At 72.2% G+C, this 24,716-nt stretch carries 19 protein-coding genes; 10 read left to right on the forward strand and 9 right to left on the reverse strand.

The window, feature by feature from the left end:
• Positions 1-18 precede the first annotated feature (18 nt).
• Genes gcvP through FCN18_RS30910 form a run of 5 tightly spaced genes read left to right on the forward strand, consistent with a single transcriptional unit; the run spans position 19 to position 6,405 of the window.
• A complete protein-coding gene (gene gcvP / locus FCN18_RS30890; RefSeq protein WP_137096730.1) occupies positions 19-2,847 on the forward strand; it encodes an aminomethyl-transferring glycine dehydrogenase in 2,829 nt (942 codons plus the stop codon).
• 3 nt (positions 2,848-2,850) lie between these two features.
• The gene (gene gcvT / locus FCN18_RS30895; protein ID WP_112275726.1) at positions 2,851-3,930 is read left to right on the forward strand and encodes a glycine cleavage system aminomethyltransferase GcvT; all 1,080 of its coding nucleotides are present in this window, start codon (positions 2,851-2,853) and stop codon (positions 3,928-3,930) included.
• Between the two features lie 27 nt (positions 3,931-3,957).
• Entirely contained in the window at positions 3,958-4,332 is a 375-nt protein-coding gene (gene gcvH / locus FCN18_RS30900) for a glycine cleavage system protein GcvH (RefSeq protein ID WP_112275728.1), read from the forward strand.
• 6 nt (positions 4,333-4,338) lie between these two features.
• Positions 4,339-5,610 carry a serine hydroxymethyltransferase gene (gene glyA, locus FCN18_RS30905; protein ID WP_137096731.1) on the forward strand — a complete coding sequence of 424 codons (1,272 nt, stop codon included), beginning with the start codon at positions 4,339-4,341 and terminating at the stop codon, positions 5,608-5,610.
• A gap of 45 nt (positions 5,611-5,655) precedes the next feature.
• A complete protein-coding gene (locus FCN18_RS30910) occupies positions 5,656-6,405 on the forward strand; it encodes a FadR/GntR family transcriptional regulator (protein WP_228714219.1) in 750 nt (249 codons plus the stop codon).
• Between the two features lie 216 nt (positions 6,406-6,621).
• Here the strand turns inward: FCN18_RS30910 and FCN18_RS30915 are convergent, their stop codons facing one another.
• Both FCN18_RS30915 and FCN18_RS30920 read right to left on the reverse strand, forming a co-directional pair.
• Positions 6,622-7,284 (reverse strand): O-methyltransferase, encoded by a 663-nt coding sequence (locus FCN18_RS30915; protein ID WP_137096732.1) that lies wholly within the window; start codon positions 7,282-7,284, stop codon positions 6,622-6,624.
• A gap of 57 nt (positions 7,285-7,341) precedes the next feature.
• Positions 7,342-7,563, reverse strand: a complete 222-nt coding sequence (locus tag FCN18_RS30920; RefSeq protein WP_112275829.1) for a hypothetical protein — start codon at positions 7,561-7,563, stop codon at positions 7,342-7,344.
• A 184-nt stretch (positions 7,564-7,747) separates the two neighbouring features.
• On the opposite strand from FCN18_RS30920, the gene FCN18_RS30925 reads away from it, so the two are divergent.
• A complete protein-coding gene (locus tag FCN18_RS30925; RefSeq protein WP_113644061.1) occupies positions 7,748-8,971 on the forward strand; it encodes an NAD(P)/FAD-dependent oxidoreductase in 1,224 nt (407 codons plus the stop codon).
• Here FCN18_RS30925 and FCN18_RS30930 read toward each other — a convergent pair.
• Entirely contained in the window at positions 8,939-10,189 is a 1,251-nt protein-coding gene (locus FCN18_RS30930) for a multidrug effflux MFS transporter (RefSeq protein WP_137096733.1), read from the reverse strand. The genes FCN18_RS30925 and FCN18_RS30930 overlap by 33 nt on opposite strands.
• Before the next feature lie 246 nt (positions 10,190-10,435).
• Here FCN18_RS30930 and FCN18_RS30935 point away from each other — a divergent pair, with 246 nt between their 5' ends.
• The gene (locus FCN18_RS30935) at positions 10,436-11,617 is read left to right on the forward strand and encodes a PucR family transcriptional regulator (RefSeq protein ID WP_112275738.1); all 1,182 of its coding nucleotides are present in this window, start codon (positions 10,436-10,438) and stop codon (positions 11,615-11,617) included.
• Between the two features lie 131 nt (positions 11,618-11,748).
• Here FCN18_RS30935 and FCN18_RS30940 read toward each other — a convergent pair whose 3' ends face one another.
• The gene (locus tag FCN18_RS30940; RefSeq protein WP_113644064.1) at positions 11,749-12,405 is read right to left on the reverse strand and encodes a hypothetical protein; all 657 of its coding nucleotides are present in this window, start codon (positions 12,403-12,405) and stop codon (positions 11,749-11,751) included.
• Between the two features lie 186 nt (positions 12,406-12,591).
• Here FCN18_RS30940 and FCN18_RS39270 point away from each other — a divergent pair, with 186 nt between their 5' ends.
• The gene (locus FCN18_RS39270; RefSeq protein ID WP_158303197.1) at positions 12,592-12,735 is read left to right on the forward strand and encodes a hypothetical protein; all 144 of its coding nucleotides are present in this window, start codon (positions 12,592-12,594) and stop codon (positions 12,733-12,735) included.
• Positions 12,736-12,892: 157 nt separating this feature from the next.
• Here the strand turns inward: FCN18_RS39270 and FCN18_RS30945 are convergent, their stop codons facing one another.
• Together FCN18_RS30945 and FCN18_RS30950 are read right to left on the reverse strand one after the other, a co-directional pair.
• On the reverse strand, positions 12,893-13,537 hold the full coding sequence (locus FCN18_RS30945) for a tetratricopeptide repeat protein (RefSeq protein WP_137096734.1): 645 nt from the start codon (positions 13,535-13,537) through the stop codon (positions 12,893-12,895).
• A 10-nt stretch (positions 13,538-13,547) separates the two neighbouring features.
• On the reverse strand, positions 13,548-14,549 hold the full coding sequence (locus tag FCN18_RS30950; RefSeq protein WP_137096735.1) for a DNA polymerase III subunit beta family protein: 1,002 nt from the start codon (positions 14,547-14,549) through the stop codon (positions 13,548-13,550).
• A gap of 97 nt (positions 14,550-14,646) precedes the next feature.
• Here FCN18_RS30950 and FCN18_RS30955 point away from each other — a divergent pair, with 97 nt between their 5' ends.
• Positions 14,647-15,810, forward strand: a complete 1,164-nt coding sequence (locus FCN18_RS30955; protein ID WP_137096741.1) for a lactate 2-monooxygenase — start codon at positions 14,647-14,649, stop codon at positions 15,808-15,810.
• 46 nt (positions 15,811-15,856) lie between these two features.
• Here FCN18_RS30955 and FCN18_RS30960 read toward each other — a convergent pair whose 3' ends face one another.
• The 3 genes from FCN18_RS30960 to FCN18_RS30970 form a co-directional block, all read right to left on the reverse strand.
• Entirely contained in the window at positions 15,857-17,032 is a 1,176-nt protein-coding gene (locus FCN18_RS30960) for a lysozyme (protein WP_228714220.1), read from the reverse strand.
• Complete coding sequence (locus FCN18_RS30965; RefSeq protein WP_199543257.1) at positions 17,032-17,568, reverse strand: carboxypeptidase; 537 nt, start codon at positions 17,566-17,568, stop codon at positions 17,032-17,034. The genes FCN18_RS30960 and FCN18_RS30965 overlap by 1 nt, the downstream gene beginning before the upstream one ends.
• Before the next feature lie 91 nt (positions 17,569-17,659).
• Positions 17,660-20,635: an AfsR/SARP family transcriptional regulator gene (locus tag FCN18_RS30970; protein ID WP_158303198.1), complete on the reverse strand. Its 2,976-nt coding sequence runs from the start codon at positions 20,633-20,635 to the stop codon at positions 17,660-17,662.
• Positions 20,636-20,729: 94 nt separating this feature from the next.
• Here FCN18_RS30970 and hrpA point away from each other — a divergent pair, with 94 nt between their 5' ends.
• On the forward strand, positions 20,730-24,611 hold the full coding sequence (gene hrpA, locus FCN18_RS30975) for an ATP-dependent RNA helicase HrpA (RefSeq protein ID WP_137096737.1): 3,882 nt from the start codon (positions 20,730-20,732) through the stop codon (positions 24,609-24,611).
• Positions 24,612-24,716: the final 105 nt, after the last annotated feature.

Consider the following 24,716-nt stretch of genomic DNA (forward strand, 5'->3'; position numbering starts at 1 on the left):
CGAGACAAGGAGCTCCTCATGTCGTCGACCTTCGCCGCCCGGCACATCGGCCCCGGTGAGGCCGAGCAGGCCAAGATGCTGGCCGAATGCGGGTACGGCAGCCTCGCCGCACTCGTCGCGGCGGCCGTACCCTCGGCCATCCGCACCTCGGGAGAACTGGACCTCCCGCCCGCCGCCTCCGAGGAGGAGGCCATCGCCGAGCTGCGTGCCCTCGCGGCCCGCAACCGCCCGATGACGCAGCTCATCGGCCTCGGCTACCACGACACGATCACGCCCGCCGTCATCCGGCGCAACGTGCTGGAGAACCCGGCCTGGTACACGGCGTACACGCCCTACCAGCCGGAGATCTCGCAGGGCAGGCTCGAGGCGCTGCTCAACTTCCAGACCATGGTCGCCGACCTCACCGGCCTGACCACCGCGAACGCCTCGATGCTCGACGAGTCGACAGCCGTCGCCGAGGCGATGATGCTCATGCGCCGCGCGTCGAAGGCGAAGTCGCAGGTCATCGTGCTCGACGCCGAGTGCCTGCCGCAGACGATCGCGGTGGTGCGCACGCGTGCCGAGGCCGTCGGCATCGAGGTGGACGTCCGCGACCTGGCCCAGGGGCTGCCGGAGAACTTCTTCGGCGTGGTCGTGCAGTACCCGGGTGCCTCGGGCGTGCTGCGTGAGCCGGGCTTCTACACCGGCATCGGCGAGGCCGCGAAGGCGGCAGGCGCGCTGTACTGCGTGGCCGCCGACCTGCTGGGGCTCACCCTGCTGACCCCGCCCGGTGAGTTCGGCGCCGACCTGGCGGCGGGCAACACGCAGCGCTTCGGCGTGCCGCTCGGCTATGGCGGCCCGCACGCCGGGTACCTCGTGGTGCGCTCGGGCCTGGAGCGCTCCCTGCCAGGACGGCTCGTCGGCGTGTCGATCGACGCGGGCGGCGCGCCCGCCTACCGGCTCGCCCTGCAGACCCGCGAACAGCACATTCGTCGGGAGAAGGCCACCAGCAACATCTGCACGGCGCAGGTGCTCCTCGCCGTGATCGCCTCGATGTACGCCGTCTACCACGGCCCGGACGGCCTCAAGCGCATCGCCGAGCGCGTGCACGGCCACGCCGCCGGGCTCGCCGCCGCACTGCGCGGCGCCGGGGTGGACGTGGTGCACGAGCACTTCTTCGACACCGTGCTCGCCCGCGTCCCCGGCCGGGCCGCGTCGATCGTGGCCGCTGCCCGTGACGCCGGGATCAACCTCGGCCGGGACGGCGACGACCACGTGCGCGTGGCCGTCGACGAGACCACCACGCCCGCGGTGCTCGACAAGGTCCTGCGGGCGTTCGGCGCCGAGGGCACCGTCGAGGACGGCAACGCGCTGCCCGAGGCCCTTTCGCGCACGAGCGAGTACCTCACGCACGAGGTGTTCCACACCCACCGCTCCGAGACCGCGATGCTGCGCTACCTGCGCGCGCTCGCCGACTCCGACTACGCGCTCGACCGGGGCATGATCCCGCTCGGCTCGTGCACGATGAAGCTCAACGCCACCACCGAGATGGAGCCGATCACCTGGCCGGAGTTCGCGGGCCTGCACCCGTTCGCCCCGGCCGAGGACGCCGAGGGCTACCACGAGCTCGTCGGCCAGCTCTCGCGCTGGCTGTGCGAGGTCACCGGCTACGACAGCGTCTCGCTGCAGCCCAACGCGGGCAGCCAGGGCGAGCTGGCCGGGCTGCTCGCGATCCGCGCCTATCACCGCGCGGGCGGGCAGCCCGAGCGCGACGTGTGCCTGATTCCGTCGTCGGCGCACGGCACCAACGCCGCGTCGGCCGTGCTCGCCGGGATGCGCGTGGTGGTGGTCGCCTGCACCGCGCAGGGCGACGTCGACCTCGACGACCTGCGTTCCAAAGTGGACAAGCATCGCGACACGCTCTCGGCGATCATGGTCACGTACCCGTCCACGCACGGCGTCTACGAGAGCGACATCTCCGAGCTGTCCCGCATCGTCCACGAGGCCGGCGGACAGGTGTACGTCGACGGGGCGAACCTCAACGCGCTGCTCGGCCTCGCCAAGCCCGGCGAGTTCGGCGGCGACGTCTCGCACCTGAACCTGCACAAGACGTTCTGCATCCCGCACGGCGGCGGTGGACCCGGCGTCGGCCCGGTCGCCGTGCGCGCGCACCTCGCGCCGTACCTGCCCAACCACCCGCTGCTGCCCGCCGCGGGCCCGGAGACCGGGGTGGGGCCGATCTCGGCCGCGCCGTACGGCTCCGCGTCGATACTGCCGATCTCCTGGGCCTACGTCCGCATGATGGGCGCGCAGGGGCTCACCAGCGCGACGCAGGTCGCCGTGCTCGCCGCCAACTACGTCGCCGCGCGGCTCGCCCCGCACTACCCCGTGCTCTACACGGGACAGAACGGCCTCGTCGCCCACGAGTGCATCCTCGACCTTCGCCCGCTGACCAAGCAGACCGGCGTGACCGTGGAGGACGTCGCGAAACGGCTCATCGATTACGGCTTCCACGCGCCGACGATGTCGTTCCCCGTCGCGGGCACGCTCATGGTGGAGCCGACCGAGAGCGAGGACCTCGCCGAGATCGACCGCTTCTGCGACGCGATGATCTCCATCCGCCGCGAGATCGACGACGTCGCCGCGGGCCGTTGGCCGGTGGAGCGCAGCCCGCTGCGCGGCGCGCCGCACACCGCCGAGCAACTCGCAGGGGAGTGGGACCTGCCCTACGATCGGGCGCTGGCCGTCTACCCGGGGAAGACGGCGGCCAAGGGCAAGTACTGGTCGCCGGTGCGGCGCATCGAAGGCGCCTACGGCGACCGCAACCTGGTGTGCTCGTGCCCGCCGATCTCTTCCTACGAGGGCTGATACATGAAGACCGCACTGCACGAGGTCCACACCGGACTCGGCGCCTCCTTCACCGACTTCGCGGGCTGGTCGATGCCCGTCCGCTACTCCAGCGAGCTGGCCGAGCACCGCGCCGTGCGGGAGGCGGCCGGGCTGTTCGACCTCTCCCACATGGGTGAGATCGAGGTGACCGGCCCGGAGGCGGCCGACGCGCTCGACTACGCGTTCGTCGGCAAGCTCTCCGCCGTGAAGCCGGGCCGCGCCCGCTACACGATGATGTGCAACGCCGAGGGCGGGGTGCTCGACGACCTGGTTGTCTACCGGCTCGCCGACGAGCGCTATCTCGTGGTCGCCAACGCGGGCAACGCCGCGGTCGTCTCGGCCGAGCTGACCGCCAGGGCGCGCGACTTCGACGCCGAGGTGACCGACCGCTCCGCGGAGACGTCGCTGATCGCCGTGCAGGGGCCCGCCGCCGCCGAGATCGTCGGCAAGCTCACCGACGCGGACCTCTCCTCGCTCAAGTACTACGCCAGCACGCCCGCCGTCGTCGGCGGGCAGGACGCGCTGCTCGCCCGCACCGGCTACACCGGCGAGGACGGCTTCGAGCTGTACGTGCCGGGCGAGCGCGCCGCCGCCGTGTGGCGGGTGCTCACCGAGGCGGGGGAGCCTCACGGGCTGCTGCCCGCGGGCCTCGCGTGCCGGGACACGCTGCGGCTGGAAGCCGGAATGCCGTTGTACGGCAACGAGTTGAGCGCGGAGCTGACCCCGTTCCACGCCGGTCTCGGCCGCGTGGTGAAGTTCGAGAAGCCCGGCGACTTCGTCGGCAGGGCCGCACTCGACACGCGCCGCGACCCGGACCGCGTGCTCGTCGGCCTCAAGGGCAGCGGCCGTCGCGCGCCCCGGCACGGCTACCGCCTGCTCGCCGGCGGCGAGGACGTCGGCGAGATCACCAGCGGTGCGCTGTCGCCGACGCTGGGCTACCCCATCGCGATGGCCTACGTGCGGCCGGCACACGCCGAGCCGGGCACGGCCCTGTCCGCGGACGTGCGCGGGCGAGAAGAGCCCGTCGAGGTCGTCTCGCTGCCGTTCTACCGGCGCTCCTGAGTCCTTCACCTTCTTCGAAAGGCCGTCATGCGCATTCCCGAGAACCTGAGCTACACCAAGGAACACGAGTGGGTCCGTCTCGACGGCGACGTCGCGACCGTGGGCGTCACCGCGTTCGCCGCCGAGTCGCTCGGCGACGTCGTCTTCGTGCAGCTGCCCGAGGCGGGCGACACCGTGACCGCGGGTGAGTCCTGCGGCGAGATCGAGTCGACGAAGTCGGTCAGCGAGCTGTTCTCGCCGGTCAGCGGCGAGGTCACCGAGGTCAACCAATCCGTCGTCGACGGTCCTGAGGTCGTGAACGCCGACCCGTACGATCAGGGCTGGCTGTTCCGCGTGCGGACTGCGGACCTGCCCGAACTGCTGGACGCCGCCGCCTACGCCGCACTGACCCAGGAGGACTGAGGAAGAATGAGCTCGTTCGACGCTGACCTGTCCACTGTAGACCCGGAGGTGGCCGAGGCGGTCGCCGCCGAGCTGCACCGCCAGCAGTCGACGCTGGAGATGATCGCCTCGGAGAACTTCGCGCCCGCCGGCGTGCTGGAGGCGCAGGGCTCCGTCCTCACCAACAAGTACGCCGAGGGCTACCCCGGCAGGCGCTACTACGGCGGGTGTGAGCACGTCGACGTCGTGGAGACGCTGGCGATCGAGCGGGCCAAGGAGCTGTTCGGCGCCGAGCACGCCAACGTCCAGCCGCACTCCGGTGCGCAGGCCAACGCCGCCGCGATGGTCGCCCTGCTACAGCCCGGCGACACGATCCTCGGGCTGGATCTCGCGCACGGCGGGCACCTGACCCACGGCATGAAGCTCAACTTCTCCGGCAAGCTCTACAACGTGGTCGCCTACCATGTCGACAAGGAGACCGGCCTCGTCGACATGGCCGAGGTCGAGCGCCTCGCCGCCGAGCACAAGCCGAAGCTGATCATCGCGGGCTGGTCGGCGTACCCGAGGCAGCTCGACTTCGCCGAGTTCCGGCGCATCGCCGACTCCGTGGAGGCCAAGCTGATGGTGGACATGGCCCACTTCGCGGGCCTGGTCGCCGCCGGGCTGCACCCGAGCCCGGTGCCGCACGCCGACGTGGTGACCACCACGACGCACAAGACGCTCGGCGGCCCGCGCGGCGGCATCGTACTCAGCCGTGCCGAGTACGCCAAGAAGATCAACTCGGCGGTGTTCCCGGGGCAGCAGGGCGGCCCGCTCGAGCACGTGATCGCGGGCAAGGCCGTGGCGCTGAAGATCGCCGCGAGCGAGGAGTTCCGCGAGCGGCAGCAGCGGGTGCTGGAGGGCGCGAACATTCTGGCCGAGCGACTGTCCCAGCAGGACTGTTCCGATGCGGGGGTTCGCGTGCTGACCGGCGGAACCGACGTGCACCTGGTGCTCGTCGACCTCGTCGGGTCCACATTGGATGGCAAGCAGGCCGAGGACCGGTTGCACTCCATCGGGATCACGGTGAACCGCAACGCGGTGCCGTTCGACCCGCGCCCGCCGATGGTCACCTCCGGTCTGCGGATCGGCACCCCGGCGCTCGCCACGCGCGGCTTCGGCGCCGACGATTTCACCGAGGTCGCCGACGTGATCGCGCTGGCGCTGCGCCCCGACTTCGACGAGTCGACCCAGCGGGACCTTGGGGCACGCGTGGAGGTGCTGGCGAAGAAGCACCCGCTTTACGCGAACAAGGGCTGAGTCCGCCTTACACTCGCGGGAGGAAGGACACCGCGAGGAGGCACCGTGAGCGCTCAGCCCGGCAGGGACGTCGCGCACGGTGCCGAGGGCGGGATCAGCGCGGGGGAGGCGCTGTTCCGCCCCGTGCGGGCGGGCAACGCCTTCGAGGAGACCGTGGAGCGGCTGTTGCAGGCCGTGCGGCTCGGGGTCGTGGGCGCGGGCGAGCGCCTGCCCGCCGAGCGCGAGCTGGCCGAGCGGCTCGGGATCAGCAGGGTGACCCTGCGAGAGGCGATCCGCGCGCTCGCCGACGCCGGGTACGTGGAGTCGCGGCGCGGTCGCTACGGCGGCACGTTCGTCAACGAGGTCCTGCCCGTGCCCCCGTCGCCCGCTCGCATGCGGGACCCGGGCGTGCTCGAGGACACCCTCGCCTTGCGGCACGTGCTGGAAACCGGGGCGGCGGAGCTGGCCGCGGCGCGGTCACTCTCGCCCGCAGACCGGCGGCACCTCACGGGCACGCTCGCCGAGGCGTGCACCACCAGCGTCGACGACTACCGGCGCCGCGATTCCCGACTGCACCTGGCGATCGCGGAGGTCACCGGCTCGGCGTCGCTGACCTCCGCGGTCGCCGACGTCCGCATGCGCGTGAACCAGCTGCTCGACGAGATCCCGCTCCTCGAACCGAACCTCGAGCACTCCAACGCGCAACACGAGGCGATCGTGGACGCGATCCTGGCCGGTGACCCGGCCGCCGCGCGCGGCGCGATGGCCGAGCACGTGGAGGGCACCGCGTCGCTGCTGCGCGGCTTCCTGGAGTGACCCCGGTTCGCGAGTCCCCCGCTCCAGCCCGCGAGTCCCCCGCTCCGGATCGCGAGTTGCCCGCTCCGGATCGCGAGGCCTGCGTTCCCGACGCCGAGTCGTGCGTTCCCGGTCGCGCTCCGATGCCGGAACGCACGACTCCGCCGTCCTGAATGGGGGACTCGCCGTCCTGAGCGGGGGACTCGCCGTCCTGAGCGGGGGACTCGCGCGCGGTGGTCAGCCGGTGACCAGGGCGATCGCCAGGCCGTCGTAGCCCTTGACGCCGACGGTCTGCAGGGCGGTGGCGTCCACGCGCGGCTCCGCCGCGATCAGCTCGGTCATGTGCTGCGTGCCGCGCACGGACGGGTCCTCGCTGCGCTGGTCGGCCACGGCGCCGCCGCGCACGATGTTGTCGATCACGATCACGCTGCCGGGCCTGGTCAGCTCCAGCGCCCACCGGAAGTACTCCGGATTGCTCGGCTTGTCGGCATCGACGAACACCAGGTCGAAGGGCGCCTCATCGTGCAGCTGCGGCAGGGTGTCGAGCGCGCGGCCGACCCTCAGGTCGATGACGCCGTCGAGCCCGGCGTTGGCGAAGTTGCGCCGCGCGACCTCCGCGTGCGCCGGGTCTACCTCGAGGGTGACGACCTTGCCGTCGGCTGGCAGCGCCCTGGCGAGCCAGAGCGTGCTGTAGCCGCCCAGCGTGCCGATCTCCAGTATCGAGCGGGCGCGGGCGATGCGGGCGAGGAGGTGGAGGAACTTGCCCTGGTTGGGGGCGACGGCGATGGGCGGGAGGCCGGCGGCCTCACCGGCCTGCAGTGCGTCGTCGAGTACGGGGTCCGGTGGGACGAGCTGAGTCCTGAAGTAGCCGTCCACCGCGTCCCAGGTTTCCTGCGTCATGAGGCGAGCCTAGGGGACCGGGGCTCGCCTCGAGCGTCCACAGTGGAACGCGAATGGTCACTCGTCTTCGGTCTCGGGGTCCTCGCCGGAGCGCGCCACCTGGACCACCGCGTCGCGCAGTGCGGCGCGCAGGCGCCCGACGTCCAGCGGGGCGAGGACGGCGGCCTCACCCGGTGGTGCGACGAGCACCACCCGCTCGCTGCTGACGAAGACGGTCAGCTCCCTTTTCCTGCCCGCCAGATCCCGGCAGGAGATCGCCCATTCATCCCGCACCGCCACGTCGATCGCCTCTCGTCTCGTCCCGGTGTTCTTCGTGCGTGCGACTGTGCGACGGGCGTGCCCCGCGACCATGACGCGAAAAACCGCGAAACTGACATATCAGTTTTTCAGGCTCCGGCGTTACGCGCCACGGGTGTAGCGTCGAGTAGCCCACGTCACGGCTTCGTTCGGGGAGGGATCAGGGATGTCCGAGCCCAAGCGCATCGTCATCGTCGGCAGTGGACTCGCGGGTGCCACGGCGGCGGCCCGGCTGCGGGAACGCGGCTACGGGGGTGAGGTGCTCGTGCTCGGTTCGGAGTCACATCGCCCGTACGAGTTACCGCCGTTGTCCAAGGGACTCCTGCTGGGTGACACCGACGAACCCGACTGGGTGCGCGAGGAGAAATTCTACGCCGAGCACGACATCGACCTGCGCGGCGGCGTGACGGCCACCCGCGTCGACCCGGGGGAGCGCATGGTGCTCGACGCGCAGGGCGGCGAGCACCGGTACGACCGGCTGTTGCTGGCCACCGGCTCGCGCCCGCGCTCGCTGCCCGTGCCGGGCGCGGACCTGCCGGGGGTACGCACGCTGCGAACCCTCGACGACGCGCTCTCCCTGCGCTCGGCTTTCGAGGACGCCGAGCGGGTGGTGATCATCGGAGCGGGGTGGATCGGCACCGAGGCCGCTGCCGCGGCGCGCAAGCACGGTGCCGAGGTGACGGTGGTCGACCAGGTCGCTCTGCCGCTGCGCACCGTGCTGGGCGACGAGGTGGCGACCGTGTTCCGCGACCTGCACACCGAGCACGGCGTGAACTGGCGCCTCGGTGCGACGCTCGCCGAGCTGACCGGGGACGCCGGGGGTGTGCGTGGCGTCCGGCTCGGCGATGGCACGGAGCTGCCCGCGGACGTGGTGCTGCTCGCGGTGGGCGTGGCGCCCAGGGTGGAGCTGGCCGACACGGCGGGCCTCGAGCTGACCGGCGACGGCGGGGTCGCGGTGGATGCGGGGCTGCGCACGGCGGCGCCCGACATCTACGCCGCGGGCGACATCGCCTCCCATTTCCACCCGCGTTACGGCCACCGGGTCCGCGTCGAGCACTGGGCCAACGCCAAGAACCAGGGCGGGCACGTCGCCGCGAACCTGGTCGGCGAGAACGAACCGTATCTGCGCAGCCCGTACTTCTTCACCGACCAGTACGACCTCGGCTGCGAGTACCGGGGCATCGCCGACCCCGCCGCCGACGAGCTGGTGGTGCGCGGCGACCTCGCGACCCGCGAGTTCATCGCGTTCTGGCTGCGCGGGGGACAGGTGACCGCGGCGATGAACGTCAACGTGTGGGACTACGGCGACGAGCTGCAGAAGATCGTCGACGGCCGCGTGACCGTGTCGGCAGGGCAGCTACGCGATGCCGACCTCGGCGAGCTGGTCTGAGCCACGCCGCCGCGTGAGCGTGCCGACGCTGACCAGCCCGAGCCCGGCGAACGCGGCCATGAGCAGTGCCATCGGCAGCGCCGAGCCCTCACCGGCGAGCCCGGCGATGGGCGAGGTCAGCCCGCCGACGGTGAACTGGAGCACGCCAAGCAGGGCCGATGCGGACCCGGCCATCTCCGGGTGGTCGGCGAGCGCCAGTGACGTCGCGTTGGGCATCACGAGGCCGACGCTGGCGACCGCGACGAACAGCGGCGGCAACACCCCGCCCAGCCCGAGCCCGGCCAGTGAGGCGAGGACCATCGCGAGGGCTCCTGCGGTGCCCGCGACCAGCCCGGTGACGAGCAGCGTGTGCTGGCGGAACCTGGCGACGAGCCTGCCGTTGACCTGGCTCGCCAGCACGAGCCCGACGGCGCCGCCGCCGAAGACGAGGCTGTACTGCTGCGGGCTGAGGCCGTAGGTGCCCTGGAGCACGAACGACGACGCCGAGATGTAGGTGAACATCGCGGCGAAGGCAAGCCCGGCGCCGAGCGCGTAGCCGACGAAGACGCGGTCGTGCAGCAGGCTCAGGTAGCCACGGAGAACGCCCGCGGGTCGCGCGGGCCTGCGCCGGTGGGCCGGAAGCGTCTCTGGCAGGGCGAACGCGGCGACGATCAGCAGCAGCGCGCCGAACGCGGCCAGCGCGCCGAAGATGCCCCGCCACGACGTCAGTGAGAGCAGCTGCCCGCCGAGCACGGGGGCGAGGATCGGGGCGAGCCCGGTGACCAGCATGAGCATCGAGAAGAACCGGGCCATCTCGATGCCGGAGAAGAGGTCGCGCACGGCGGCGCGGGCGATCACCATGCCGGCGGAGGCGCCGAACGCCTGGAGGACCCTGGCCGCGATCAGCAGCTCCACCGTGGGGCTGAGCACGCACAGCAGGGACGCGACGACGAACAGGGCGACGCCGGCGAGCAGCGGCTTGCGCCTGCCGAAGGCATCGGAGAGCGGGCCGAGCACGAGCTGCCCCGCGCCGACGCCGAGCACGAACGCGGCCAGCGTGAGCTGCAGCGTGGCGTCGCCGGCGTGCAGGTCCTGCGCCATCGCGGGCAGCGCGGGCAGGTACATGTCGATCGACAGCGGGCCGAAGGCGGTGAGCCCGCCGAGCACGAGCGCGTAGCGGGCGGTCCGCAGTCGTCCCGGGGAAGCCGCTGGTTGTCCGATGTCCGTGCTCGTGCTCATGGCAGAGAGAACTTGCGTAGCGGTACTAAATATTCCGGGCGAGGCACGGATGCTCCCGTGCACGCTCTTGAGAGCACGTCCAGGCCCGAGGGAGCGCGTCGAGCGAACGACCGGTGAGGAGGCGCGCGATGATCCTCGAAGAATGGGCTGACGTGCCCGTGGCCTTCTGACCGCGGCGGGGCGGCCCTCCGGCGAGGTGTCCTATCGTCGGGTGACCCGTGCGACGGACGAACCGAAGGAGCCCGCGTGGCCGATCTCGCCGAGCAGCTGGCGCGGGCCCTGGTGGTCCGGCTCGACCAGCTCGCGGACGAGCTCGTCGCGGACATCCTCGCGGAGAACCCCGGCTACCATGACGCCGCGCTGGTCACGCTGGCCGAGCTGCGCCGGTCGTGCCGCAACAACCTGGAGCGCGTGCTGCAGCTGCTCGGTGACACGGTTCCCCGCGGCGAGGACCCCTACGACGCGGCCACGGTCACCGGCTCACGGCGCGCCGAGCAGCGGGTGCCCCTGGACTCCGTGCTGCGCTCGTTCCGTCTCGGCGGCCGCGTCCTGTGGCGGGGGCTCGTGCGGATCGGCAAGGAGAGCGACGACATCGATCGCGACCGGTTGCTCGACGTCGCCACGACCGTGTGGACGGTCGTGGACGAGGCGTCGTCGGTCGTCGCGCGCGCCTACCGCGACACCGAGCTGCAGCTGCGCAGGCTCGACGACCACCGGCGTCAGTCGCTGGTCGGCGACCTGTTGCGCGGCCGGGGCCGAGAGGCCGGCTTCGCGGGGCAGGCCGCGGCCGAGCTGGGGCTCCCTCGTGAGGGCGACTACGTGGTGTTCGTGGCCGACTCCGCCGCCGATGGCACGCCCGGGCTCGCGATGCCGCAGGACACCCTCGCCGGGTACGGGATCAGGTCGGTCTGGGAACCGAGGGACCAGCACACCGTCGGCCTGGTCGCGCTCGAACGCCGCGCGCTGGACGGCGTGCTGGAGCTGCTGCGCGGTGGGGTGCGGGCCCGGGTGGGCGTGAGCCCGGAGGTGCGGGGGCTCGCGGAGGTCGGCGTCGCGCACGACCTCGCGCTGCTGGCGCTGCGCACGCTGCCGTCCGGGGCGACCGGGCTCGCCGTGCTCGACGAGCGGCTGCCCGAGGCGCTCGTCGCCCGCTCACCCGAGCTGGCGCGGCGGCTCCGCGCCGGCGTGCTCGGCCCGCTGCTGCGACTGCCCGAGCACGAGCGCGAGGTGCTGCTGGAGACGCTCGCGGCCTGGCTGGAGACCAACCGTTCCGCAGCGGCAACGGCCGCGCGGCTCTACTGCCACCGCAACACCGTGCTCAACCGGCTGCGCAGGCTGGAGGCCGTGTTCGGGCACTCGCTCGACGACCACCGGACCGCGCTGGCCCTGTCGCTCGCCCTGATCGCCCACCGCGACGGCGTGCGCTGAACCAGCCGCAGTGAAGGCCACCTTCACTGCGTGGAATCGGGCACAGTAGCGCGGAGCGTTTCCGTCTGGGCGGTGGTGGGAGACGGGCGGGCGCGGGCAGGGTGGCCTTCACTGCGGTTGCCGGGGCGGGTTCAGTACCAGGCGGTGCGGACGTCCACGGTGCGCACCTTCGCCGTGGCGCCCTTCCGGTTGGGCATCGTCCACACCGGCTCGGACACGTCGGGCAGGCCGTAGAGGAAGTCGGCGTGGCCGCAGCCGTACGTCGGGGGGTCGCCCTCCAACGACGGCGGGTCGCCCTTCAGGCCGATCACTCGCGCGCACTCGCGGCCGTCCGCCAGCTCGATGTACCACGGCGTCGCCTCCGGCGCGGGCGCGACCGGTGCGGCGGCGGGCGGGGCGCCGGGAGCCACGGGCGTGCGGTCCTCGATGAGGGTGAGGCGCACGGCCTCCTTGCGGGCCGGGTTCTGCAGGCACACGGCGACCTGGGGCACCCGAGGAGGACCGAGGAAGCACGGGTCGTGCAGCACCTGCAGCTCGCTGGTGCAGCGGCGCGCGACCGGGTTCGCGACGACCACCACCGAGGGCGAGCAGATCGCCTCCACGTCCTCCAGGATCGTGACCTCCGGCGAGATCTCCCCGGTTTCGGTGAACGGGTTGGTCAAAACCGCCTGTGTGGTCGTGACGGGTGCCGTCGCGCCCTGCTGAGGCTCGTTGCCGCTGGTGCAGGCGGTCAGGACCAGCAGCAGCACCGCGAGCCCGGTTCCCCACCTCAGCGCGTTGTGCCGCACGGACTGCCACCTCCCGTCCTCAGGCGCGCCCCGTTACGGCGCGCGATCGACGGTCCGAGCCTAGCCCGATGGGGTGCCGTCGGCCGCGCCTGCCCCGTGCCCGCTCCCGTGTTGCCGACACGCGCGCCGAAAAAGGAGCAAACTGGAGGAATCGCCGTCCGAATCCGCTCAGGGGAAGGCAGACAGATGGAGCACTCCCGCATCCTCGCCTTCTCCGCCGCCGGGCTCGGCATTCTCGCGGCCATCGTCGCCTCCGACGCGTGGTGGTTCCTCCTCGGCCTCATCGCCTTCCTGCTGCTGTTCCTCACCGGAGAGGTCTCCGGCGAATGACCACGCGGGAGGACGACCTGATGCCCACCGAGGTCGTCAGAAGGCGTCCCGGCAGCCACCTCGCGCGGGACCGCGCCACCGCGGTCGCTGATCGCCGACGACCTCGTCTTCACCAGCCCCAGCACGACCGCGGCCGCTCCGATCCACAGTGGACACCTCATCCGCAGAGCCGGATGACGTCGCCCAGCCGATCCTGATCGCCCGCGGGAAGGCGGCGCTCGGCGTGCAGCATCCGTGCCGCCTGCGCGAGGTGCCGCCGGTCGTCCGCTGTGCCCGTGTCGCCGTAGTAGGCGGGCAGCAGCAGGCACAGCGACCGCAGGTCCCCGCGTGCGCAGAGGTCGCGGAGCAGCGCCTCGGTGCCGGCCGAGGCGGCCGACGGTTCGACTGCGCCCGTGCCGCGCAGACCGTCGGCGATGCTGTAGCGCAGCCAGTCGCGGTAGGGCCCGGCGGGGACGTCGGCGAGGTGGTGCGCGGCGAGCCGGAAGTGCTCGCCCGCGGCCGCCGGGTCGCCGAGATCGCGGTGGCAGCGGCCGAGGTTGGCGTGCAGCGAGGCGTAGAACCCGGTCACGTGCTCGTCGCCGACGCGATCGGCCAGCCGCAGGCACTCCGCGTTCCAGTGCAGGGTCAGCTCGGGCGTCGGCTGGTGCCGGGCGAGGTAGTGCGCGGCGACGCACGCCTCGTAGTCGCCGGTGGCGGCAGCCCAGGCCTTCTCGTACAGGGCGCGGGCCGCGTCGTCGTCGCCGCCCGCCTCGGCGGCCATGCCCTCGGCGCAGAGACGTACGACGGGGTTGTCGGGGTTCATGGCGTTCCTTTCAGGGAAGAGCGACGGGCATCACGAGGGTGGTGAAGCTGCCCTGGTCGGCGGAGCGCACCACCACGGGACGGTCCGGGGCGGCGATCTCGAGCAGGACGTCCGGCCCCACGCCGGCCTCCAGCGCGGCGCCGAGCACGGCCGGGTCGAACGCGACGCGCACCGGCCCAGAGCACACGGCGGGCAGCGTGACCTCGCCGAGCACCAGCTCGTCGGCGCCGATGTCGAGCACGGCGGGTGAGGCGCACGCGGCGAGCGCGTCGCGCAGGGCGACTCGGCCGGTGAGCACGCGGTGCACCGGTGCGTCGAGGCCGCGCAGCATGTCGCGGTAGGCCGGGAAGGTTCCTCCGGCCACGGGCAGTGCGTGGGTCTCGCCGCCTGCGTTCAGGCACCCCGGCTCGATGGTCACCTCGGGCTTGCGGGTGGCCCACGCCGCCGCGGTGACGAGCGCGTCGGCGGGGACCAGCAGCTCGGCCGGTCCGCCGTCGACGGCCAGCGGCCGCAGCTCCCGGACGGCGAGCCGGTAGCGGTCGGTGGCGATCAGGCGCACCTGGGTGTCCGCGAGCTCGACCAGCACGCACCGCAGCTCGGGGAACTCCCCGCCGCGGGCCGCGGCGGGCACGACCTGACGCACGGCGCTGGCCAGCTCGGGGCCGCCGACGCGGGCGCGGACCGGGCCGCGCGGCGGCAGGTCGCGCAGCAGCGCGCCCAGCGCGGCGTGCGCGGCGTCGGACTCCGAGCGCAGCCTGGCCGCGTGCGCGGCCAGCACCTCCCGCGCCCTATCGGGCGAGCCGTCGAGCACCGCCGTGACGTCGGCGAGCGGAACCCCGGCGGTCCGCAGCCTGCGCAGGTGCACCGCCCGCTCCACCTGGTCGTCGCTGTAGTAGCGGTAGCCGGTGAGCGGGTCGACCCTGGCAGGGGCGAGTACGCCGCAGTCGTCGTAGAAGCGCAGGGCACTCGGGGTGAGGCCGACGCGGCGGGCGAACGCGCTGATGCTGTGCATGCCGGTGATTCTGGGCTTTCGACCGACTCGAAGGTCAACAGGCGGGTTCCGCGTAGGATCGCGCCACACGAGGACGTGGGCGATGCGGGAGGTGCACGTGGCCGAGCGGTTCGGCTTCTACCAGAACGAGATCTACCTGCAGGGCTACGGCGGGACGGCGCCCGCGTTCACGACCGACGCCACCATGCTCGAGGACTCGGCCGCGAAGGTCATGGCACCGGAGCCGTTCTGGTACGTGGCCGGTGCCGCGGGCTCCGGCGCGACCAACCGGGCCAACCGGGAGGCGTTCGACCGCTGGAAGATCGTGCCGAGGATGCTGACGGGCGCCACCGAGCGCGACCTTTCGACCACCGTGCTCGGCACGCCGATGCCGGCGCCGGTGCTGCTCGCGCCCGTGGGCGTCCAGTCGATCGTGCATCCCGACGCGGAACGCGCCACCGCGAGGGCCGCATCCGGGCTCGGGCTGCCCGTGATCCTGTCCACGGCCTCGTCCACGAGCATCGAGGACGTCGCCGCCGCCTCCGGCGAGGGCCCGCGCTGGTTCCAGCTGTACTGGCCGGACGACCCCGAGGTGTGCGGCAGCATCCTGCGCCGTGCCAAGGAGTCCGGCTACACGGCGCTCGTCGTCACGCTCGACACGTGGACGCTCGCGTGGCGGCCGTGCGACCTCGACAGCGGCTACCTGCCGTTCCTCAAGGGCGAGGGGATGGCGGTGGCGCTCACCGACCCGGTGTTCCGCTCGCGGCTCGACCGGGCGCCCGAGGACGACCTGCCCTCCGCGGTGCTGCGCTGGATCGGCATGATCACGGGCATCGACCGCGCCTGGGACGCGCTGCCATTCCTGCGCGAGCACTGGGACGGGCCGATCGTGCTGAAGGGCATCCAGCACGTCGACGACGCCCGCCGCGCGGTGGACGCCGGGATGGACGGCGTGGTGGTGTCCAACCACGGCGGGCGCCAGGTGGACGGGGCGGTGGCCTCGCTCGACGCGCTGCCGGAGATCGTGGCCGCGGTGGGCGACCGCATCGAGGTGCTGTTCGACTCCGGCATCCGCACGGGTGCCGATGTGCTCAAGGCGCTCGCGCTCGGGGCGAGGGCGGTGTTGCTCGGCAGGCCCTACGTCTACGGGCTCGCGCACGGTGGCGAGGACGGCGTGCGGCACGTGCTGCGCAGCCTGCTCGCCGACTTCGACCTGACGATGGGGCTTTCCGGGCATCGCCGGGTCGCCGAGCTGAGCGGTTCGGTGCTGCGCAAGGCGTGAGAGCGCGGCGGGCCGGGAAGGACCCGCCGCGCGCCCACGACCTCACTCAGTCGGTGATGTCGTCGAAGCGGTGCGGCTCGAAGTTGTCCTTGCCCGGGTAGGGGTAGGTCAGCTTGCGGTGCACCGTCTCCGGCGGCGTCTGCTCGTAGGCCCAGTACTCGGTCTTGTCGTCGTTGGCCCACTTCTCGAAGATCACGACGTGCCCGGCGGCCCCACCGGTGCCCGGCCCGAGGTTGCCGATGATGTCGCCCTTCTTGAGCTCGTTCTTCTCGATCGGGTGTGACACGTCGGGCAGCGTCACGGTGCTCAGGCTGGTGTCGAGCCGCCACGCCATCGACACGTAGCCGGAGCAGTCGGTGCGGTAGCCGTCGTGGTAGTTCTCCATGCTGTACGGCACCGGATCGTCGGACCACTTCTTCGCCCGGTCGATCACCTCGTCGCGCGTGATCGCGGCCGCCGTCCCCACGTCACCGCGCGGGGCGGCCGAGCCCCGCGCCGCCGAGCCCGCCGCGAGCGCCTTCAGCTCGTCGACGGTGCCGTTGAAGCGGTTGACGTCCACCGGGCCGTCCACGCCGTCGACCGAGCCGGAGTCGCTGTACTGCCAGAACGTGTGGGCGTCCCAGCCGCCGATCGAGGACGGCTTGTCCACCCCCCATTCGGCGATCCACAGTGGATTCTCGCTGAACTCCTCGGTGTTGCCCGTGCAGTCCTTCCAGAAGCTCGGGCTGGTGTAGATGATCCCATCGCGTTTGGTCTGTTCCTTGACCTCGGCGAGGAACGCCTTGATCCAGTCGCGCATCTCGCCCGCGCTGAGCCCGTAGCAGGCCGAGCCGTCCGGGTTGGCCTCCATGTCCAGCACCGGGGGCAGGGACTTGCCGTCGGCCGAGTAGTTCACGGTCTCCAGGAACCGCTGGGCCTGGTCGGCCGCCGCGCCGCTGCCCGGCCTTGCGAAGTGGTACGCGCCGCGGATCAGCCCGGCGTCGGCGGCGCCCTTGTACTGCGTGTCGAAGTCGGGGCTGGTGAACGACGTGCCGTCGGTGGCGAGCACGAACGCGAACTCCTGCCCGTCCGCCTTGACCGCCTCGAAGTCGACCGTGCCGTTGTGGTTGGACACGTCGATGCCGGGCGCGTCCTCAGCCGCCTGCGCGCCCGGCACGCCGAGCACGCCGACCAGCACGGCCGCCGCGGAGCCGAGCGCGAAGATCTGCTTCTTCCGAGCCATCAGGACCCCCAAGCGCAGTGGATGTGTGTGTCGTGGCCCGCGTCGCCCGGCCCCAGCACCTCGGTGGCGCCCAGGTCCTCGCACGCCTTCTGGAAGTCGTCGACCTTGCCGTTGCCGGAGCCGACGGCCTCGCCGTCGATGCGGTCGACGTCGAACGCGGTGCCCGCGTAGTGGTAGGAGGTGGAACTGTGGTCGCCACCCGCGATCGTGGTGACGCGGAACGAGTAGTCCCCGCCGAGCGAGACCATGCCCTCGAGCAGGTTGGTGGACAGCTCGACCTCGGTGACGCCGACGTCGCTCCACGGGCTCGTTCTGGCCGGGTTGCCCTCCGAGGTGTCGACGACGTTCTGCCTCGCGGTGGACTCCGGGTGGTCGTTGCCGCTCACATGGCTGTCCAGCAGCGTGATGCCGTCGTCGGCGAGGATGTCCTTCGCCAGGTCCTGCCGCGAGGCCGCCGCGGCAGGTTCCGCGGCCAGCAAGGGCAGCACGACGGCGGCCGTGATCGACGCCGCGGTGGTGATCGCTGTCTTGCGCACGCTTCTCTCCTTTCTCTGTCGCGGTGTGCCGGCGATCACCAGAGAAGGGGCGGGCGCTAAACGAAACCTAAAGCTTCCTTAAAGACGCTGGTCAGGCCGTTGCCGCCGCGGCGAGCGCGGAGAGGGCGTTGCGCTCGCACCGGCGGTAGCCGAGCCGGGCGAAGATGCCGGCCGCGGCGCGCAGTGCGGCGATCGCGGCGTCGCCGTCCCCGTGCCGTGCCCACAGCCTCCCGAGCCCGAGCAGGGCGTAGCCCTGCCCACGCCAGTCGTCGAGCGCCTGGAACACCTGCCTGCACGCGGCGAGGCTCAGCTCCGCGCGCTCCGGCAGCTCCTGGTCGGCGTACAGCTCGCCAAGGGAGTACAGGACGTATGCGCGGGCGTGCCGGTGTCCCAGCTCCGTGAACAGCTCGCACGCGCGCGTGAGCGAGCGTTCCGCGTCGGCGAGGCGCCCGGTGGCGCGGTCCAGCTCGCCGAGCGAGCGCAGCACGTGGGCCTCCCAGTGCACGTCGGCGTGCTCGCGGGAGATCTCCAGCGCCGTCGCCAGCCGTGCCCGTGCCTGCTCGTGCTCCCCGCGCCAGCGCAGCACGTCGGCGAGCCGCTTCTCGGCGCGCGCGACCCCGCGCAGCGAGCCGAGCGACTCGGCGACCTGACGGCTGTTGGTGAAGCAGTCCTCGGCGGCGGTGAGGTCGCCGATGTCGGCAAGCAACGAGCCGAGCTGGTCCAGCGCGTCGGCCCGGCACTGGCGGTCCCCGCACAGTTGCGCGAGCAGCAGCGCCCTGCGCAGGTCCTCACGGGCCCGGTCGAGCCTGCCGCGTTCGATGTCGACGTCGGCGCGTGCGGTGAGCACCCGCGCGAGCCCTCGGTCGTCGCCGAGTTCCTCGAACGCGGCGCTCGCCAGCGCGTAGTAGCGCGCGGCGACCCCGGCGCGCCCGCTCTCCCAGCGCAGGTCGCCCAGTGCGCACAGGCTCATCGCCTCGGCCCCGCGGTCACCCGTGCGGCGTGCGGCGAGCAGTCCGAGCACGGCGACGTCGCGCACGCCCGGGTCGTCCGGGCGGCGCTCGGCCAGCCCCGCGAAGGCGTCGGCCAGCAGCCACGTGTGCCGCCACCAGCCGGTGCGGTAGGTCCAGCGGGTCAGCGCGACGAGGTTGCCGCTCTCCTCGTGCCGCCAGCCGCCCGGATCGGCCTGCACCGCTCGCTCGGTGGCCGAGCTCGCGGGAGCGGGCGGCGCGGCGGGCGGGAACCGGCTGGCCCTCAGCTTGTCGTGCGCGCGGCCCGCCAGCGCGAGGTAGCCGTGCACGAGCCGTTCCATCGCCTCGCCGATCCCGGGCTCCTCCTGCTCGGCGGCGAACGCGGCGATGAGGTCGTGCAGCCGGTAGCGCACGAGTCCGGCCGCATCGCGCCCGCAGACCTGCAGCAGCTGCGCGTCGACGAGCCCCTCGCAGACGTCCCTTGCGGTGTCGGCCGGGCAGTCGAGCAGTGTCGCGACCGTCCAGCGCGTGCAGGTCGGCAGCCCGGCGTGGCCGAGCAGGCGCAACGCCCGCCGCTGCGGTTGCGGGCACTCGGCGTAGCTCACGTCCACCGTCGCGCGCACGTCGAGGTCGCCCGCGCGCAGCTCTCCGAGCCCGCGATGCCGGTCGGCCACCCTCGCCACCAGGTCGGCGATCGGCTCGTGAGCGTGGGCGGCGAGCTTCGCGCCGACGATCCGCACGGCCAGCGGCAGCCCGCCGCAGAGCCGCACCAGCTCTCGCGCCCCGGCGGGTTCCGCGTCGAGGCGTTCCCGTCCGGCCAGCGCGGCGAGCAGGTCGAGCGCCTCGGGCTCGGTCAGCTCGGGCAGCTCAACGGTTCGCGCGCCCTCGAGCCCGAGCAGGCGCCTGCGGCTGGTCACCAGCACGGCGCAGCCGCTGCCGCCGGGCAGCAGCGCGCGTACCTGCTGCTCGTCGCGCGCGCCATCGACGAGCACGAGCACCCGCGAGGACGCCGTGCGGGTGCGCCACAGGTGCTGACGGTCGAGCAGCGCCGACGGCAGTTCGTCGTCGGTGACCCCGAGCGCGTGCAGGAACTGCCCGAGCACCTCGGTCGCGCTGCCGTCACCCGCCACGAGCTGTGCGTCGGGGAACCGCTCGCGCAGCTCGTGGGCGGCGTGCACGGCGAGCGCGCTCTTGCCGAGCCCGCCCTGTCCGCACAGCACGAGCACCCTCGGCGCGCTCGCGGGTTCGGTGAGCGCGCGCTCGATCTCGGCGAGAACCTCCGCGCGGCCGGTGAAGTCGGCGATGTCGGGTGGCAGTTGTGCGGGCGCGACCCTCGGCCGTTTCGGCCTGCCCGCCGTGACCCGGGGGCGGAGCCCGGCGACGGCGTCGAACAGCCTGCGACCCGGCCGGACACCGAGCTCCGCGGCCAGCGCGGTCCGGGTCCGCTCGAACACCGCGAACGCCTCGCCCTGACGGCCGGCAGCGGCGAGCGCGGTGACGAGGTGTGCGGCGAGCGCCTCGTTGGTCGGCTCGGCGGCCACCTGCCCGCGCAGCTCCGCGATCACCTCGCGGTGCCCGCCGAGAGCGAGGTCCAGCGCGACGCGCTGCTCCAGCACGGCCGCGCGCTGCTCGTCCAGCCAGGTCGCGTGCGCGCTCACGACGGCGCCGCCGGTCACGTCGTGGAGTGCGGGGGCCCGCCACAGCTGCAGCGCCTCCCGCAGTGCGTGCGCTGCGCCCTTCGGATCGCGTTCCCCGGCGAGCCGGTGCCCGCGTTCGGCCAGCGCGAGGAAGCGGGCCTGGTCGAGTGCGTCGTCGGGCACCTCGAGCCGGTAGCCGCCCCGGTAGGTGCGCAGCACCTGGCGCGGGTCGCGAGCGGGAACGCCAGGGGCGAGGAGCTTGCGCAGCCCGGACACGCACATCTGCACCATCACGGTGGCGGAGTCGGGCGCGCAGTCCGGCCACAGCTCGTCGACGAGCGTGCTCGTGGGCACCGCCTCGTTGGCCTGGATCAGCAGGGTGGCCAGCACGGTGCGGTGCTGGCCGGGCGACACCGTCTCGCCGTCGACCGTCAGCGGCCCGAGAACGCCGTAGCGGATCACGTGGCCCCCAGCGTCGGTTTTCCGTGATCTTCCGCATCGAGCGTGTCCCAGCGGGCCGGTGCCCGCAACACTTGCCGTTAAGCTGGGACGCGGTATGTCCACACGATCCCCCCTCGATGAGCTGCGATCCCGGCTGCCCGGACTCATGCTGCGCGACGAGCACCGGCTCCGCCGCCGGATCGACGGCGCCCGCAAGGCGCGTGACCGCGACGCGGTCGCCGCGCGGATCGCCGCCGACATCGACACCGCCGAGCAGCGGATCCAGCGGCGGCGGGCGGTGGTGCCGAAGATCGAGTACCCGGCCGAGCTGCCGGTCAGCCAGCGCAAGGACGACCTCGCCGAGGTGATCCGCGACCACCAGGTGGTGATCGTCGCGGGGGAGACGGGCTCCGGCAAGACCACGCAGCTGCCCAAGGTGTGCCTCGAGCTCGGGCTCGGCGTGCGCGGGCAGATCGGGCACACCCAGCCAAGGCGCCTCGCCGCGCGCACCGTCGCCGAGCGCATCGCGAGCGAGCTGAGCACCGAGCCGGGCACCGTCGTCGGCTACAAGGTGCGCTTCACCGACACCTCCGGCGACGACACGCTCGTCAAGCTGATGACCGACGGCATCCTGCTCGCCGAGATCCAGCAGGACCGGATGCTGCGGCAGTACGACACGATCATCATCGACGAGGCTCACGAGCGCAGCCTCAACATCGACTTCCTGCTCGGCTACCTCAAGCAGCTGCTGCCTCGCAGGCCCGAGCTGAAGGTGATCATCACCTCGGCCACGATCGACCCCGAGCGGTTCTCGCGCCACTTCGACGACGCGCCCGTGGTGGAGGTGTCGGGCCGGACCTATCCCGTCGAGGTGCGGTACCGGCCGGTGGTCGACCCCGACGACCCGGACGGCGACCCCGACCGCGACCAGGTGCAGGCGATCGTCGACGCGGCGCGCGAGCTGATGGCGGAGGGGCCGGGTGACATCCTCGTGTTCCTCTCCGGGGAGCGCGAGATCCGCGACACGAACGAGGCGCTGACGGCGTTGCGGCTGCCCGACACCGAGATCCTGCCGTTGTACGCACGCCTGTCTGCCGCCGACCAGCACCGGGTGTTCCAGCGGCATCGCGGGCGCCGGATCGTGCTCGCCACGAACGTCGCCGAGACGTCGCTGACGGTGCCGGGCATCAAGTACGTGATCGACCCGGGCACCGCGCGCATCTCCCGCTACAGCCACCGCACCAAGGTGCAGCGGCTGCCGATCGAGCCGGTGTCGCAGGCCTCGGCCAACCAGCGCAAGGGCCGCTGTGGACGGACCTCCGACGGCATCTGCATCCGGCTCTACTCCGAGGACGACTTCGAGTCGCGGCCCGAGTTCACCGATCCGGAGATCCTGCGCACCAACCTCGCATCGGTGATCCTGCAGATGACCTCGCTCGGGCTCGGCGACATCGCGGCGTTCCCGTTCGTGGAGCCGCCGGACCGCCGTCAGGTGACCGCGGGTGTGCAGCTGCTGCAGGAGCTCGGTGCGCTCGACACGGCGGCGGGCAGGCTCACCCAGATCGGCCGCCAGCTCGCCCAGCTGCCCGTGGACCCGCGCATGGGCAGGATGATCGTGGAGGCGGCGAAGAACGGCTGCGTGCGTGAGGTCATGATCATCGCCGCCGGTCTGTCCATCCAGGACCCGAGGGAGCGGCCCGCCGAGCAGCAGCAGGCGGCGACCCAGCAGCACGCGCGCTTCGCCGACCCGAACTCGGATTTCCTGTCCTACCTCAAGCTCTGGGAGTACCTGCGCGAGCAGCAGAAGACGCTGTCCAACAACCAGTTCCGCAAGCGCTGCCGCGCCGAGTTCCTGAACTACCTGCGCGTGCGGGAGTGGCAGGACATCTACAGCCAGCTGCGCCAGCTCGCCAAGCAGCTCGACATCACGCTCAACAGCGTTCCGGGCGACCCGCAGCACATTCACACGTCGCTGCTGGCCGGGCTGCTCTCGCATGTCGGGCTCAAGGACCCGGCGAAGGGCGACTACCTCGGCGCGCGCGGCACGCGGTTCTCGGTGTTCCCCGGCTCGGCGCTGTTCAAGAAGCAGCCGCGGTGGGTGGCCTCCGCCGAGCTGGTGGAGACGTCGAAGCTGTGGGCCCGCGTCAACGCGCGGGTGGAGCCTGAGTGGATCGAGCCGCTCGCGCAGCACCTGGTGAAGCGCAACTACTCGGAGCCGCACTGGGAGCGCAAGCAGGGTGCGGTGATGGCCAACGAGCGCGTGACGCTGTACGGCATCCCGCTTGTCGCGGGCCGAAAGGTGAACTACGGCCGCATCGACCCTGAGCTGTCGCGCGAGCTGTTCATCCGGCACGCCCTCGTGGAGGGCGACTGGGACACCGACCACCGCTTCTTCCGCGACAACCTGGCCCTGCTCGACGAGGTCGAGGACCTGGAGAACCGGGCTCGGCGGCGCGACATCCTCGTCGACGACGAGACGCTGTTCGCCTTCTACGACGAGCGCGTTGGCGCCGAGGTGGTGTCGGCGCGGCACTTCGACACGTGGTGGAAGAAGACGCGCCGGGAGCAGCCGGATCTGCTCAACTTCGAGAAGGCCATGCTCATCAACGACTCCGCGGACGCGGTGAGTGAGGCCGACTACCCGGACACGTGGACTCAGGGACAGCTGAGCTTCGCGCTGACCTACCAGTTCGAGCCGGGTGCCGACGCCGACGGTGTGACCGTCCACATTCCACTCCCGGTGCTGAACCAGGTGAGCGCGGACGGTTTCGACTGGCAGGTGCCGGGGCTGCGTGAGGAGCTGGTGACCGCGCTCATCAAGTCGCTGCCGAAGGCGTTGCGGCGCAACTTCGTGCCCGCCCCGGACACGGCGCGCGCGGTGCTGTCGAGAGTGGACCCGTCTCAGGGGCCGCTGCTGGACGTGCTCGCCCGCGAGCTGGAGGCACTGCGGGGTGTGGCCGTGCCGATCGACGCGTGGCAGCCGGAGGCGATCCCGCCGCACCTGCGCATCACCTTCCGCGTCGTCGACGAGCGCAGGCGCAAGCTCGCCGAGGGCAAGGACCTGGAGGCGCTGCGCGACCGCCTCGGCGACCGGCTGCGTAAGACCATCTCCGCCGCGGCCGACAGCGTCGAGCGGTCCGGGCTCACCACCGCGAAGTTCGGTGAGCTGCCGCAGGTGTTCCAGGCGAAACGGCGCGGGCACGAGGTGAAGGCGTACCCCGCGCTGGTGGACGAGGGCGAGAGCGTCGCCGTGCGGATGCTCGACACCCCCGGCCAGCAGCGCAAGGCCATGTGGGAGGGCACGCGGCGGCTGCTGCGGCTCAACGTGCCCTCGCCGATGAAGTACCTCAACCGCAACCTGAGCAACACCGCCAAGCTCGTGCTGACGCGCAACCCGCACGGCAGTGTCGCCGCGCTGCTGGAGGACTGCGTCGACTGCGCGGTGGACAAGCTCGTCGCCGAGGGCGGCGGCCCGGCGTGGGACGAGGCGGGTTTCGCCGCGCTGCTGGAGCGGGTCCGCACGAGTCTCAACGGGACGGTGCTGACCGTGCTGCGGGAGGTGGAGAACGTGCTGCGCGCGGCACACGACGTGGAGGCCCGGCTCGCCGACACACGCGGTGACGCGCTACGCGAGTCCCTCGCGGACGTCCGCGCCCAGCTGGACTCACTGGTGCACAAGGGTTTCGTCACCGAGACCGGCTACGACCGGCTGCCCGATCTCGTGCGCTACGTGCGCGCGATCGAACGCAGGCTGGAGAAGCTGCCCAGCGATCCTGCACGCGACGTCGAGCGGCTGCGGGAGGTCGACTGGCTGAGCCAGGAGTACCAGGCGGTGCTCGACACCGTGCCCCCGCGCACGGCGGTGAGCCCCGAGCTGGCCGAGATCCGCTGGATGATCGAGGAATTGCGGGTGAGCTTCTTCGCGCAGACGCTGCGCACGGCCTACCCGGTGTCGGTCAAGCGCGTGCTGCGTGCACTCGACGACGCGGGGGCCTGAGCGGCGCACTGGCGAGCGGGATGGTCGGACGCGGCCTAGTACTGCAACGGCAGTTGGTCGTCGTGTGGTAGATCATCGTTGTGGTGGTCGATGTGGTGATGGGGC

This window comes from Prauserella endophytica, from assembly GCF_005146945.1.
Lineage (GTDB): Bacteria > Actinomycetota > Actinomycetes > Mycobacteriales > Pseudonocardiaceae > Prauserella_A > Prauserella_A endophytica.

Excerpts from the sequence above, each read along its gene's own strand:
- FCN18_RS30930 (WP_137096733.1), bottom strand. The coding sequence starts at position 10,189 with ATGAGCACGAGCACGGACATCGGACAACCAGCGGCTTCCCCGGGACGA.
- FCN18_RS30950 (WP_137096735.1), bottom strand. The coding sequence starts at position 14,549 with ATGCACAGCATCAGCGCGTTCGCCCGCCGCGTCGGCCTCACCCCGAGT.
- FCN18_RS30945 (WP_137096734.1), bottom strand. The coding sequence starts at position 13,537 with ATGAACCCCGACAACCCCGTCGTACGTCTCTGCGCCGAGGGCATGGCC.
- FCN18_RS39270 (WP_158303197.1), top strand. The coding sequence starts at position 12,592 with ATGGAGCACTCCCGCATCCTCGCCTTCTCCGCCGCCGGGCTCGGCATT.
- gcvP (WP_137096730.1), top strand. The coding sequence starts at position 19 with ATGTCGTCGACCTTCGCCGCCCGGCACATCGGCCCCGGTGAGGCCGAG.
- FCN18_RS30925 (WP_113644061.1), top strand. The coding sequence starts at position 7,748 with ATGTCCGAGCCCAAGCGCATCGTCATCGTCGGCAGTGGACTCGCGGGT.
- gcvH (WP_112275728.1), top strand. The coding sequence starts at position 3,958 with ATGCGCATTCCCGAGAACCTGAGCTACACCAAGGAACACGAGTGGGTC.
- glyA (WP_137096731.1), top strand. The coding sequence starts at position 4,339 with ATGAGCTCGTTCGACGCTGACCTGTCCACTGTAGACCCGGAGGTGGCC.
- FCN18_RS30960 (WP_228714220.1), bottom strand. The coding sequence starts at position 17,032 with ATGGCTCGGAAGAAGCAGATCTTCGCGCTCGGCTCCGCGGCGGCCGTG.
- gcvT (WP_112275726.1), top strand. The coding sequence starts at position 2,851 with ATGAAGACCGCACTGCACGAGGTCCACACCGGACTCGGCGCCTCCTTC.
- hrpA (WP_137096737.1), top strand. The coding sequence starts at position 20,730 with ATGTCCACACGATCCCCCCTCGATGAGCTGCGATCCCGGCTGCCCGGA.
- FCN18_RS30915 (WP_137096732.1), bottom strand. The coding sequence starts at position 7,284 with ATGACGCAGGAAACCTGGGACGCGGTGGACGGCTACTTCAGGACTCAG.